This window comes from Pseudomonas sp. TH15, from assembly GCF_016651105.1.
In the GTDB taxonomy this organism is placed as follows: Bacteria; Pseudomonadota; Gammaproteobacteria; order Pseudomonadales; family Pseudomonadaceae; genus Aquipseudomonas.
The window spans coordinates 4,624,732-4,636,895 of record NZ_JAEKEL010000001.1; the positions used below are offsets into that span (position 1 = coordinate 4,624,732).

Below are 12,164 nucleotides of genomic sequence, written 5' to 3' on the forward strand. Positions count from 1 at the left end.
GCGGTGCTGGCATAAGATGCGGCCGCTTTGCGCCCCAGCGGGAGCAAGCTCCCTCGCCACACTCGCCGCCAACAACCGCTACCGAGGAGCAAACAAGCGCCGGATCGCCTTTTATCAGTTGCTCGACGAGTTTTCTGAGGCGCACGCCCTCCTTCGCTGTCCACCGATCAATGCAGATTGGAGGGGTGACGATGACAGAAGCACGTGCGGTGTTGGTGCAAGCATTGCGGCTTGAGTGCAACGACTGGGTGCCCAATAACCAGCGTTTGCCGGTATTGATTTATCCCAAGTCGATTGCCATCGAAGGGGACGAACCGGCGGCTCTGTTCGAGCACACCTTCGACGCCAACGGCTGGCCCAGCCAATGGCGCTATGGAATTTACGATTTCCATCACTATCACACCGAAGGCCACGAAGTACTGGGGGTCGCCGTGGGCCATGCGCGGCTGATGCTCGGTGGCCCGCAGGGGCATGTGCTGGACGTCAGCGCCGGCGATGTGTTGCTGCTGCCCGCCGGCACCGGCCACTGCAATCTCGGCTCCAGCGCTGACTTTCTGGTGGTTGGCGCCTACCCGCCGGGGCAGCACGGCGATATTTGCCGCGAAGCGCCGAGCAAGGAGCAATTGGAGAGTATCGATAAGCTGCCGTTTCCCGAGCGGGATCCGGTGCAAGGCGCACACGGTGCAGTGAAACAGTATTGGCTCAAATAGGCTTTCAGCGATGCGGATGTACGGTCCATGCGACCAGTTTGATCACGATGGGCCGCACGACGAGAATGCACAGAAAGGCAATCGGCATGGCCAGTTTGTAAGCGTTCAGCACATTGCGCAGGTATTCGTTATCAATCCCTGAGTTGGCCGCCGTGATCACCAGCGACATCAAAAATGCCATGATCGTCGCCATGTACAGGGCAAATACATACGGTGTGGCGCGCGGCGACAGTTTGCGACGGCTGACATAAGTGGCGGCGGGATTTGTTCTTTGATTCATGGCTTTTCCATCCATTGACAGGGAGCCGGCACCTTAACAAAGCCTAATAGGGCCAACTAGACGGCCAAACGCAGGTGCTTTATAAAGCACAACTTACGAATCAGTCCTTCTCGCAGGCCACGGATGAATCTGTTAGCGGCGATTGCCAGTTTTATAAAAGTGGTCGAATCCGGCTCGATTGTCGGTGCGGCCAAGACGCTGGGCGTCAGCGCCGCCGCTGTCAGCCAGACCCTCAGTCGCCTGGAAACGCATCTTGGCGTGCGTCTGTTGCAACGCACCACGCGCAGCATGGCGCTCACCGAAAATGGCAGGGTGTATTACGAGAAGGTCAAACGCATTGCAGCAGATCTGGAGTCGGCTCAAAGCTTGATCAGCGACGACGACAGCGAATTGCAAGGTCGCCTGTGCATCGCCTCTACCTCCGCTTTCGGCCGACATGTATTGGCGCCGCTGATCGCCGGATTTTCGGCGCAGCACCCGCGCCTGTTGCTTGAACTCTCCACCACCGACGGCAAGATCAGTCACATCCAGGACGGCATCGACCTGAGCCTGCGAATCAAACCGCAACTGGAAGACGGCATCGTTGCGCGCCGGATCGTTTCGCTGCCCTTCGTCCTTTGCGCCTCGCCCGCCTATCTGCAACGCGCGGGCCGGCCGCAGTCGCCTGACGACCTGCAAAACCATGCCTGCCTGGCGTTTCGATACCCTCTGGATGGACGCTTTCTGCGCTGGAGTTTTATCCGCGACGGGCAGCGCTACGACGCACCGGTCAATGCAACGGCCATCAGCGATGACATTGACGCGCTGGCGCAAATGGCAATCAACGGCGCTGGCATCACCCGTCTGGCAGAGTTCGTCGCCGCGCCTTTTCTCGCCAGCGGCCAATTGCTGCCGCTGTTTGAACAGCACGCAGGCACGGCGCAAGCGGTCGTCGAACCGATGGAGATCTACGCTTGCGTGCAGGAACGCGCGGCACTGACGCCGAAGGTCAAAGCCTTTCTGGATTATCTGACGCAGCACCTGGCCACGCGCTGGCCAATGACAGACGCCTGAAACCGCGAACCTCACATGAAGAGACAAGCCGTGACTGAATTACGCTATGTAAAGGGCTCAGGCCGCCCCCGCTGCATCTGGCCTCGATTGACTCGTCTGGCGCTGTTGCCGGCGATCTGGTGTTCACTTTGGCGAATGCCGCCGTGCTGCGCATTGCCTTCGCTTGCCACACTGAACGGGTCGGCATGCTCCAGCGCTTGATCGCTGAGCGGGTGCCCTTCGCGGTCGGCGGCATGTGTCCGGGGCCGGCAGACGAGGTCGGTGTGCTGATCGACAATGGAGCACTGACTGGCCCGCATCTCGAACTGTCCTGGTCGGGGCCGCAACAGTGGGTGGTGCGCGAGATCGCAAAGAATGCACACGAATGGCTGCCGGAATCTGACATCAGCCAGATCACCAATCCCACCTTCGATCCACATTCGCTCAGCGTCGATTGATGCCAGTCAGGACACACGCTTCATCCGTAAAATCCACGCACTCGGCCCAGACATATCAAATTGCACATAAGCAACATGTTCTCCGCGACATGGGCGCGACGGGCTCGCGTCCCTAGCATGGGTCACGCACTCGTTGTCCGTCCGGCTGACCAAGCAGCCATCGGATCGCTCGCGGACGCACTGCACTTCAGTGCCGATCCCACCCTAAGGAGAACTGAACATGACCCTGGCCGCCATCGCCTGCAAGGACATCACCTGGAACCCGATCACCAAGTCCAGCACCTTCACTGAACACGATCGTGAAATCCTCAAACACCATTGGCATCCCGTCGCTTTCTCGGCAGACGTTGCCGATAAACCGTTTGCCGTCACGCTGCTCGACGAGCCCATCGTGCTTTATCGCACCGGCGAAAAACTCAATGCTGCCCGTGATATTTGCAGCCATCGCGGGGCGCCGCTGAGCAAGGGGTGGGTACAGGGCGAAAACATCATTTGCCCTTACCACGGCCTGCATTTCGGCACCGATGGCCGCTGCACGCGCATTCCCTCGGAGCCGAACGCCAACCTCACCGAGCGCCATCGCATCCAGATGTATTCGACCCGCGAAGACTACGGCTTGATCTGGGTCTTGATGGCGGGCAGCAGTGCTCCCTTCGCTGAAATGCCGTCGTGGCATGACGAAGAATCCCAACGTATTCTGCCGCCGTCGCTCGACATCGCTGCCTCGGCCGGGCGTCAGGTGGAGGGCTTTATCGATGTGGCGCACTTCGCCTGGATTCACCACGAAGCGTTTGCCGAGCGCGACAATCCGGTGGTGCCAACGTACAAGGCCGAGGTCACGCCGTACGGCGTCCACGCCGAGTACGTGAGCAATGTCAGCAACTTCCCCAAGAGCATGCAGCACCGCGCCCCGGAAGATTTTTGTGGAAGCGCACGTTCGATGTGTTTGCACCGTTTACCGCGCGCTTGACCGTGAACTTTCCCGATCCGCAGCACCGTTTGGTGATCCTCAACGCCGCCAGCCCGATCTCGGCACGCAAGACGCGGATGTTCTGCGCGATCACGCGCAATTTCGACCAGGAGATGCCGTTGGAGGATGTCTACGCGTTCAACCAGCAGGTGTTTGAAGAGGATCGCGACATTGTCGAACTGTGTCGCCCGGAAGATCTGCCGTTGGATCTGTCGCTGGAAATCCATATTCCCGCCGACCGCTCTTCCACTGCCTATCGCCGCGCCTTGAGCGCCCTTGGCCTGGGACGCGCGTTCACCAGCTGAGGCTCGCGTTGTTTCCCCCATCGATAGGAGTGAGCAAAATGTTCAAGTGGGAATGTCTGGTGTGCGGTTTTATTTACGATGAAGCGGCGGGCCTGCCGGAAGACGGGATTGTGGCGGGCACACGTTGGGAGGACGTGCCTGAGGATTGGTACTGTCCGGAATGCGGCGTCGGCAAGTCCGACTTCGACATGATCCGGATACAGGCCTCGGCCGAGCCCAATCGCCCGGCCGCGCAACCGGATCCGGTCGTCATTGTCGGCTCAGGGCTGGCGGGCTACACCGTGGCACGCGAGCTGCGCAAGCTGAACGCCGAGACACCGATCCTGATCGTCACCCGCGATGGCGGCGAGTTCTATTCAAAACCGGCGCTCTCCAACGCCTACCAGACCGGGCGCTTGCCCGATCAACTGGTCACCGCCAGTGCTGAGCAGATGGCCGCGCAGTTGCAGGCGCAGATCAAAACGCGCACCTCGATTGAGCGTATCGACACCCACGCGCAGTTGATTTATCTCGACGGCCAGCCGCTGCGCTATGGCTCGCTGGTACTGGCGCTGGGCGCTGACGCTCGCCGCCCGGAGCTGCAAGGCGATGGCGTGGCAGCGATCATTACGGTCAACGATCTGGAAGACTACCGGCGTTTCCGTCAGCAGATCGGCGTCGAAAGCCGCATCGCCATTTTGGGCGGTGGTTTGATCGGCTGCGAGTTCGCCAATGATCTGCGTCATGCGGGGCATGAGGTTTCGGTTATCGACCGCGCGACCTGGCCGCTGAGCCGGCTATTGCCGGTGGAGGCTGGTGATGCCATGGCCAGCGCGCTGCAATCGATCGGTGTCCACCTGGAACTGGGCAATGCGCCGATGGCTGTGCGCCGCGCCGACAGCGGGTTCGAGTTACAGCTAGCCGATGGTCGTGTGCTTGCGGTGGATCATGTGCTCAGCGCAATCGGTCTGGAGCCGCGCGTCGATCTGGCGCGAGCTGCCGGCATTGCCGTGGCCAACGGCGTCATTACCGATGCCTGCCTGCGCACCAGCACGCCGAATGTGTATGCCTTGGGCGACTGCGCGCGTGTTCACGATCTGGTCTTGCCGTACGTGATGCCGATCATGTTGCAGGCCCGCGCTCTGGCCCAGACCCTCGCGGGGCGGGCAACAGCGGTCGCCTATCCGGCAATGCCGGTGACGATCAAGACCAGCGTCCTGCCGACAATCGTAGCGTCGCCGCTGGACGGCGCCGGGCTGTGGTCGACCGAGTGGGCTGAGCGCTGCGACAAAGGCATCGCCAACGTCAAATCGCTCTACCACGATCCGCAGAGCCGCATGCTCGGCTTCGTGCTGATGGGCGCGGCGACGCAAGAAAAAGCCGAATTGCTGAAATCGCTGCCCGACTGGCGCTGACTCATTCTATTCACGGCCGAGCCTTTGCATAGACGCTTCCAGGCGTATCGCTATATAGTTATTTATATAGCGATACGCTTTTCACCCTCAGCCACTCAGGGACATGGACCGATCTGCAGTTGGCCGCCCAAGAAGAGAGCCTGCCGTGTCTAACGCCGTCCCCAACTGCGATGCACAACTGATTCGCACGCTATACACCTTGCTGACTGAATGCAGCGTTTCGCGTACGGCAGAGTTGCTCGGCCAATCGCAACCGGCGATCAGCGTTGCCCTGCGCCGGCTGCGAGAGCTGACCGGTGATCAACTGTTGGTGCGCAGTGGCAGCCGCATGGTGCTGACCACCCACGGGCTGACCCTGATCGATCCCGTTGCACAGGCGCTGAATGGCATCGAACAGATTCTGCACCCGGTCGACCGGTTCGACCCAGCCACTACCCGGCAAACTTTTCGCATCAGCACGCCGGATTATCTGAGTGTGTTTTTCGTTCCGGCGATCATCGAACGTTTCAACGCGCAGGCGCCGCTGGCCACGTTGGAGCTCAAGCACTTACAAGCCGAGGGCGGCTATTCGCGCGGACTTGAGGACGGATTTCTCGATCTGGTGATCGGCAATTGGCGAGCACCGGCAGAGCACCTGCACCTGCAAATGCTCTGCGACGATGATCTGGTGTGTCTGTTGCGCGAGGAACACCCGATCCCGCCCGGTGGCTTGACGCGCGAGGCTTACATGGACGCCGACCACTTGGCCGTCATGACCCACAACTCATCCGGCCAAGGCACCATCGGCGCCGAACTGGCCAGGAACGGCCTGGTCCGGCGAGTGACCACCACGCTGCCGTACTTCTGCATCGCGCCGTATGTGCTGGTGAAATCGAATCTGCTCTTCACCACCACACGTTCTTTTGCCAAGCACTACAACGATTTGTTGCCGCTGCGCATCGAGCCCTTCCCCGTGCCTGCGCAACCGCTGCGCTATTACCAGTTGTGGCATGCGCGCAAACATCGCTCGCAGGCCTCGAAGTGGTTGCGCAGCGTGGTGCTCTCTGCGGCCAGGGCGATTGCACCTGAGCCAACGGCAGTGAATCAGCGCGAAGCCTCCGGGCAATCTGCTTAACTGACTCATTGCTGTTCTTCAACCCGGAGGCCTGCAATGAAATCCAGATATCCACTCACGGCGTTATTGATCGCAGCAGGCCTGTTCGGCTGCGCCACATCGTCCAACCCTGGCGTGAACGTCACGCTCACCGCCACCCGGCAGAATGTCGGACAGATTGGCAACGTCAGCCTCGCTGACTGGGGCAAGGACACCAGCTTCAGCTTCTTCATCAGCGGTGCGCCCAGTGGCGCCTCCCTGCCCTTGCGCCTGTATGCCTTCGTCAATCGAGGGAGTTGCGCGCAACCCGGGCCGGTGGCCTATGCGATGAACGATAAAGTCACCACCGAACGTCAGCCTGTACGCGGCTGGGCATTTTCGCGAAGTGCGCCGGTGGCCTTGTCGACATTGCTCGCCGCCGAGCATTCCGTGGTCGTGCGGACGGCCGCGACCGATGGCAGCGTAGACATTTTCTGTGGGGACATTCGCCAGGCCAACGTGAAATAACGTCGATCGCGCTGGCACGCGAGGAGAATTTTTCATACGGTGTCGGTCTCTTATCCGTCAGCATTCGACGAGGCCCACTACATGAGCAAAGCGCCCTACGTACCGCCCAAGGTCTGGAAAAACGATGCGCCGTCCGGCGGCCAGTTCGCCAGCATCAATCGCCCGATTGCCGGGCCGACGCATGAGAAAACGCTGCCAGTGGGCAAACACCCGCTGCAGCTGTATTCACTGGCCACGCCCAACGGCGTGAAAGTCACGATTCTGCTCGAAGAACTGCTGGCGCTGGGACACACCGGCGCCGAGTACGACGCGTGGCTGATCCGCATTGGTGAAGGCGATCAGTTCTCCAGCGGGTTTGTCGAAATCAATCCGAATTCGAAGATTCCGGCGCTGCTGGATCGCAGTGTCGAGCCGCCTGTTCGGGTATTCGAGTCGGGTTCGATTCTGCTGTATCTGGCAGAGAAATTCGGCGCCTTGCTGCCCAAGGACCTGGCGGGACGCACCGAAACGCTGAACTGGCTGTTCTGGCAAATGGGCGCGGCGCCTTATCTGGGCGGGGGCTTCGGGCATTTTTATGCTTATGCGCCGGAGAAGCTCGAGTACCCGATCAACCGCTTCACCATGGAAACCAAGCGTCAGCTCGATGTGCTCGATCGCCGTTTGGCTGAAAGCCCTTACCTGGCAGGCGACAGCTACACCATCGCCGACATCGCCGTGTGGTCGTGGTACGGGCAACTGGTGCGCAACACCGTGTACTCGGCCGCCGAGTTTTTATCGGCGCAGGAATACACGCATGTGCAACGCTGGGCGGAAGACATCGCCAATCGGCCCGCAGTGATACGCGGAATGCGCGTCAACCGCACCTGGGGCGACGAAGCAACGCAAGTGCCTGAAAGGCACCAGGCGCAAGATCTGGCCTGACCTCCCCTGCGGTAAATCACTGTTGGAGCTGCCGAAGGCTGCGATCTTTTGATCCTGTTCTTCGGCGGCTCTGAAAAGATCAAAAGATCGCAGCCTTCGGCAGCTCCTACAGGTGACTTGGGGGGTGGAAAGCTATTTTCTGTCTGCAGGCGGAGCGTGCGGTGATTTCGCAAATGTGAAAATTTCGTTAACTAACTGACTCGTGAAGCTTTCTTCAGGCAATTCAATCTGACATTCTAATGCGAATACTTCTTGTATGCGCTTGCATCAGATTCGTTTTGGTATTACCTGGGGAAGCAGATTGATGTCGTTTCACACCATTCACCGCCGTTCGAACCTTTCACCCAACCTGTTGGCACTGGCGATCTGCATCGCCGCTGTCGCACCGGTTGCGGCAGACGAATCTACGCAAGACCAGCCTGACAACGTCGCTCCGCCGACCACGCTGGAGTTGGGCGCCACCGAAATCGGCGCCACGCAGATGGGCAGTACCACCGAAGGTACGGACTCCTACACCACCGGTCCCATGCAGACCGCTACCAAACTGTCGCTGACCATGCGCGAAACACCGCAAGCGGTGACCGTTGTCACCCGCCAGCGCATGGACGATCAGGCCATGACCAGCATCAACGACGTGGTGAAGGCCACGCCGGGCTTGTTTCTCAACCAGTCAGGCGGCCCGGGGCGGCAGACTTACAGTTCGCGCGGTTTCGACATCGACACCATCATGTACGACGGCTTGCCCAGCTCGTATCAGGCCTACTCGATGGCGGTGCAGCCGAACCTGGCCATGTTCGACCGAGTCGAAATCGTCCGCGGGGCAACCGGCCTCGTCACCGGTGCCGGCAACCCTTCGGCGGCGATCAACATGGTGCGCAAGCGCCCGACGGCAGACCAGCAAGTGACCCTCACTGGCGCGGCCGGCAGTTGGGACGATTACCGTGGCGAGATCGACGCCTCCAGCCCGCTCAATGAAAGCGGCACGTTGCGTGGCCGGGTGGTCAGTTCCTATCAAGGCGCCGACAGTTTTCGCGACAAAGAACAAAACGACCACGGCCTGTTCTACGCCATCGGTGAAGCCGACCTCAGCGACAGCACCACGGCCACGCTTGGCTTCTCTCGCCAAAATGAACAGACCAACTATTTCTGGGGCGGTTTGCCACTCGGCACCGATGGCCACCACCTCGATCTGCCGCGCTCCACCTACCCCGGCACCAACTGGGAAAACAAGAAGCTGCAGATCGACACCGTGTTCGGTGAAGTGGAGCATCGCTTCGACAACGACTGGAAACTGCACGTTGCCGGGACTTCCTCGACGCTGAATGGCGAGTTTTCCGGCACTTACCTGTCGCGCTACAACGGCCCGCTGGAAACCACCGCCTATCAATCGCATAACACCGACAAGCAGACCGCACTGGACGCCTTTGCCAGCGGCCCGTTCGAAGCCTTCGGCCGCACTCATGAACTGGTCGTCGGTGCGAGCAACCGTGTCTACGATGCGACCTCCAAGGAATACGACCCGTACACCACCGCGTGGCCGATCGGTGCGCCAAAACCTGACTTTGTGCGTGACAGCAAAACCCGCACGGTGACCACGCAGGATGCCGTCTACCTGACCTCCCGACTGAGCCTCGCCGACCCACTGACCCTGATCCTCGGCGGCCGCCTCGACTGGTACGACTACGACGACCGCACCGGCGACGGTGATTACAAAGTCACCCGCAACCTGACGCGCTACTCGGGTCTGATCTACAAGCTCGACGATCACCATTCGCTGTACGCCAGTTACACCGACATCTTCACCCCACAGACCTCCAAAGACCTTTCGGGCAAGGTGCTGGACCCGATCGTCGGCGAAAATTACGAAGTCGGGATCAAAGGCGAATACTTCAACAGCGCTCTCAATGCCAGTCTGGCCGTGTTCCAGATGGATCAGACCAATCGCGCTGCCCTTGCAGCAACGCAGTTGGGGTGCCCGGTCATGACCTGCTATCAGGCTTCCGGCAAGGTTCGCAGCCAGGGCGTCGACATGGAGCTGCAAGGTGCGCTGACCGAAAACTGGCAGGTCGGCGGCGGTTACACTTACACCCGCGCCCATTACATCAAGGACGAGAACCCGGACAACGATAATCAGCGCTTCAAAACCGACATCCCCGAGCACCTGTTCAAACTCTCGACGATGTATCGCCTGCAAGGTCCGCTGGAGAAGTTTCGCATCGGCGGCAACGTCTACTGGCAGAGCCGCTTGTACAACGATGTTCCGGTCGCCAACAGTACCTATCGCGTCGAACAGGGCAGTTACGCCGTCACTGACCTGATGGCCGGTTACGAAGTGAACAAACACCTGGACCTGCAAGTCAACGCGAACAACATCTTTGACCGCGTCTACTACTCCTCCATCGGCTACAACACCACCTGGGGTGCTACCGACAACTACGGCAATCCGCGCAGCTACATGCTGACGGCCAAATACAGGTTCTGAGTCCGACGCATTAGTCATGGCTGGCAATAAGGGATAGTCTTTGCCTCGATACCCTCTCGAAGCGCCAGCCCATGACCAACCCAGCATTCTTATCCGACATTGAAGCCATCCGCAGCATCGACGCGGTGCCGGTCATCCTGAGCATGGTCAAACACCTTACCGGCATGCGCTTCGCGGCGGTCGCGCGCGTCACGGACAGCAACTGGGTGGCGTGCGCCGTCGACGACTCGATCGAATTCGGGCTCAAGCCCGGCGGCGAGCTTGTACTCGAATCGACCATCTGCCACGAGATCCGCCAACACAAACAGCCGGTCATCTTCGGTCATGCCAGCACGCACGCGATCTTTTCTGCGCATCACACGCCGAAAACCTATGGGCTGGAAAGCTACATCTCCATTCCGATCGTCAAAGCCAACGGCGATTTTTTCGGCACGCTGTGCGCCATTGATTCGGTCCCGGCGAATCTCGACGAGCCGGCCATCGCGAAAACGCTGACTCTCTTCGCCCAACTGATAGCCATGAGCCTAGACACGCAAAGTCGTCTGCAGGCAACGGAAGTCGAACTGAGCAACGCCAATGAGCTAGGCCGCCTGCGCGAACAGTTCATTGCTGTACTCGGCCATGACCTGCGCACGCCATTAAGCGCCGTGCGCATGAGCACCGACCTGCTGGAAAGCAAAACCGAGGACAAACGCTCGCTCTCACTGATTTCGGCGATCCGCAACAGCTCGGTGCGTATGGGCGTACTGATCGAAAACATCCTCGACTTTGCTCGCGGTCGTTTGGGGGGCGGGATTCCGCTTCAGCGAAAACTCGTGGATGACCTGCAACAAACCCTGCAACTGACCCTTGACGAGGTCAAGGCGTCCCACCCGAATGTAACGTTCGTGCACGCGCTGGACGTTCCGGGCGGCGTCTATTGCGACGCGTTGCGCATCAGCCAGTTGCTGTCGAACCTGTTGGGCAACGCAGCCACTCATGGCTCGACCAGTGCGCCGATCACCCTCAAAGCCTATTCGGAGAATGATGAGATTGTCATCTCGCTGACTAATCAGGGCACACCTATTTCAGCGCAGTTGCTGCCGCTGTTGTTTGAGCCTTTTACCCGATCCGAAGCCGGTCAGCGTTGCGAAGGACTGGGTCTGGGTCTTTACATCGCGTCGCAGATCGCGACTGCGCACAATGGCACCTTGAGCGTCACGTCGAACATCGAGTCGGGAACCTGCTTTGTGGCGCGCTTCCCGGCTCAGTTCAAATGGCTTTAAGCAGAGGTTCCGCGCTTACACAGTCTGCCGGCGCATCGTCAGAATCGCTGCGCCAAAACCGATGAATGTCGACCCGACGATCCGGCTTACCCAACGCGACAGCGCCGGACGGGTCAGCACGCCCTTGGCGCGAGACGCCAATGCGGCATAGATAGTCAGCGAAGACACCGACAACGCCATGAAGATCGAGGTCAGAATCAGGAATTGCGGCAGCAGCGCTGCGCCCTGATCGATGAACTGTGGAAACAATGCAGTGAAGAACATCGTTGCCTTGGGGTTGGTCACCGCCGTCAGGAAGGCCGACTTGTACAGTTTGCCGCGCGTTGGGCGGACCTTGCTCGCCTCACCTTCAAGCCCCTCTGGCAGCATCGGGCCCTTTTTGAACAGCTGTTTCACGCCCAGGTAAAACAGATAACCGGCACCGAGAATCTTCACTGCGTTGAAGAGGATTTCCGAGCTGGCCAACAACGCTCCCAACCCAAGCATCGCCGCCGCCGACAGACAGAACAAACCACTGGCATTGCCAAGCGACGACCATACAGTGCTGCGTTGCCCGTACGTCAGGCTGTTGTTGATCGCCATCAACGTCGCCGGTCCCGGGCTGGCAATGGCAATCGCGCCAACCAGGGTGAACGTCAGTATCGAGTGAGAATCCATTTCCGCTGCTCGTGGTCAATGTGGTGCTGCATGTTACCGCAGCCAGGCGATCTGTCGCCTGCTCAGCTATACCTTCTTCGCTGGCACTGA

At 59.8% G+C, this 12,164-nt stretch carries 13 protein-coding genes and 1 pseudogene; 12 read left to right on the forward strand and 2 right to left on the reverse strand.

Going from position 1 to position 12,164, the window contains the following annotated elements; translation table 11 throughout:
* Positions 1 to 191: 191 nt before the first annotated feature.
* Positions 192 to 710 carry a cupin gene (locus JFT87_RS20765; RefSeq protein ID WP_201204231.1) on the forward strand — a complete coding sequence of 173 codons (519 nt, stop codon included), beginning with the start codon at positions 192 to 194 and terminating at the stop codon, positions 708 to 710.
* Between the two features lie 4 nt (positions 711 to 714).
* Here the strand turns inward: JFT87_RS20765 and JFT87_RS20770 are convergent, their stop codons facing one another.
* Positions 715 to 990: a DUF2798 domain-containing protein gene (locus JFT87_RS20770; protein ID WP_158829718.1), complete on the reverse strand. Its 276-nt coding sequence runs from the start codon at positions 988 to 990 to the stop codon at positions 715 to 717.
* A gap of 123 nt (positions 991 to 1,113) precedes the next feature.
* Here JFT87_RS20770 and JFT87_RS20775 point away from each other — a divergent pair, with 123 nt between their 5' ends.
* The 11 genes and pseudogenes from JFT87_RS20775 to JFT87_RS20815 all read left to right on the forward strand — a co-directional run bounded on the left by JFT87_RS20775 (position 1,114) and on the right by JFT87_RS20815 (position 11,417).
* Complete coding sequence (locus JFT87_RS20775) at positions 1,114 to 2,043, forward strand: LysR family transcriptional regulator (RefSeq protein WP_201204232.1); 930 nt, start codon at positions 1,114 to 1,116, stop codon at positions 2,041 to 2,043.
* Between the two features lie 119 nt (positions 2,044 to 2,162).
* Positions 2,163 to 2,480 carry a hypothetical protein gene (locus JFT87_RS20780; RefSeq protein WP_201204233.1) on the forward strand — a complete coding sequence of 106 codons (318 nt, stop codon included), beginning with the start codon at positions 2,163 to 2,165 and terminating at the stop codon, positions 2,478 to 2,480.
* Positions 2,481 to 2,700: 220 nt separating this feature from the next.
* A complete protein-coding gene (locus JFT87_RS20785; RefSeq protein ID WP_242487282.1) occupies positions 2,701 to 3,450 on the forward strand; it encodes a Rieske (2Fe-2S) protein in 750 nt (249 codons plus the stop codon).
* 2 nt (positions 3,451 to 3,452) lie between these two features.
* The gene (locus JFT87_RS28505) at positions 3,453 to 3,755 is read left to right on the forward strand and encodes a hypothetical protein (RefSeq protein WP_342367187.1); all 303 of its coding nucleotides are present in this window, start codon (positions 3,453 to 3,455) and stop codon (positions 3,753 to 3,755) included.
* A gap of 38 nt (positions 3,756 to 3,793) precedes the next feature.
* A pseudogene (locus JFT87_RS28510) lies at positions 3,794 to 3,955 on the forward strand (rubredoxin); the annotation flags it as partial.
* Positions 3,944 to 5,149 (forward strand): NAD(P)/FAD-dependent oxidoreductase, encoded by a 1,206-nt coding sequence (locus JFT87_RS20790; protein ID WP_242487334.1) that lies wholly within the window; start codon positions 3,944 to 3,946, stop codon positions 5,147 to 5,149. The pseudogene JFT87_RS28510 and the gene JFT87_RS20790, both read left to right, overlap by 12 nt.
* A gap of 145 nt (positions 5,150 to 5,294) precedes the next feature.
* Positions 5,295 to 6,263: a LysR substrate-binding domain-containing protein gene (locus JFT87_RS20795; protein ID WP_201204235.1), complete on the forward strand. Its 969-nt coding sequence runs from the start codon at positions 5,295 to 5,297 to the stop codon at positions 6,261 to 6,263.
* A gap of 36 nt (positions 6,264 to 6,299) precedes the next feature.
* A complete protein-coding gene (locus JFT87_RS20800; protein WP_201204236.1) occupies positions 6,300 to 6,749 on the forward strand; it encodes a hypothetical protein in 450 nt (149 codons plus the stop codon).
* An 81-nt stretch (positions 6,750 to 6,830) separates the two neighbouring features.
* Positions 6,831 to 7,670: a glutathione-dependent disulfide-bond oxidoreductase gene (gene yghU, locus JFT87_RS20805; protein WP_201204237.1), complete on the forward strand. Its 840-nt coding sequence runs from the start codon at positions 6,831 to 6,833 to the stop codon at positions 7,668 to 7,670.
* 304 nt (positions 7,671 to 7,974) lie between these two features.
* Complete coding sequence (locus tag JFT87_RS20810; protein ID WP_201204239.1) at positions 7,975 to 10,152, forward strand: TonB-dependent siderophore receptor; 2,178 nt, start codon at positions 7,975 to 7,977, stop codon at positions 10,150 to 10,152.
* A 71-nt stretch (positions 10,153 to 10,223) separates the two neighbouring features.
* Positions 10,224 to 11,417, forward strand: coding sequence for a GAF domain-containing sensor histidine kinase (locus JFT87_RS20815; RefSeq protein ID WP_201204240.1), 1,194 nt, complete (start codon positions 10,224 to 10,226; stop codon positions 11,415 to 11,417).
* 15 nt (positions 11,418 to 11,432) lie between these two features.
* Here JFT87_RS20815 and JFT87_RS20820 read toward each other — a convergent pair whose 3' ends face one another.
* Entirely contained in the window at positions 11,433 to 12,074 is a 642-nt protein-coding gene (locus JFT87_RS20820) for a LysE family translocator (protein WP_201204241.1), read from the reverse strand.
* Between the last annotated feature and the right edge of the window lie 90 nt (positions 12,075 to 12,164).

Excerpts from the sequence above, each read along its gene's own strand:
- JFT87_RS20765 (WP_201204231.1), top strand. The coding sequence starts at position 192 with ATGACAGAAGCACGTGCGGTGTTGGTGCAAGCATTGCGGCTTGAGTGC.
- JFT87_RS20770 (WP_158829718.1), bottom strand. The coding sequence starts at position 990 with ATGAATCAAAGAACAAATCCCGCCGCCACTTATGTCAGCCGTCGCAAA.
- JFT87_RS20775 (WP_201204232.1), top strand. The coding sequence starts at position 1,114 with ATGAATCTGTTAGCGGCGATTGCCAGTTTTATAAAAGTGGTCGAATCC.
- JFT87_RS20785 (WP_242487282.1), top strand. The coding sequence starts at position 2,701 with ATGACCCTGGCCGCCATCGCCTGCAAGGACATCACCTGGAACCCGATC.
- JFT87_RS20790 (WP_242487334.1), top strand. The coding sequence starts at position 3,944 with ATGATCCGGATACAGGCCTCGGCCGAGCCCAATCGCCCGGCCGCGCAA.
- JFT87_RS20800 (WP_201204236.1), top strand. The coding sequence starts at position 6,300 with ATGAAATCCAGATATCCACTCACGGCGTTATTGATCGCAGCAGGCCTG.
- yghU (WP_201204237.1), top strand. The coding sequence starts at position 6,831 with ATGAGCAAAGCGCCCTACGTACCGCCCAAGGTCTGGAAAAACGATGCG.
- JFT87_RS20810 (WP_201204239.1), top strand. The coding sequence starts at position 7,975 with ATGTCGTTTCACACCATTCACCGCCGTTCGAACCTTTCACCCAACCTG.
- JFT87_RS20815 (WP_201204240.1), top strand. The coding sequence starts at position 10,224 with ATGACCAACCCAGCATTCTTATCCGACATTGAAGCCATCCGCAGCATC.
- JFT87_RS20820 (WP_201204241.1), bottom strand. The coding sequence starts at position 12,074 with ATGGATTCTCACTCGATACTGACGTTCACCCTGGTTGGCGCGATTGCC.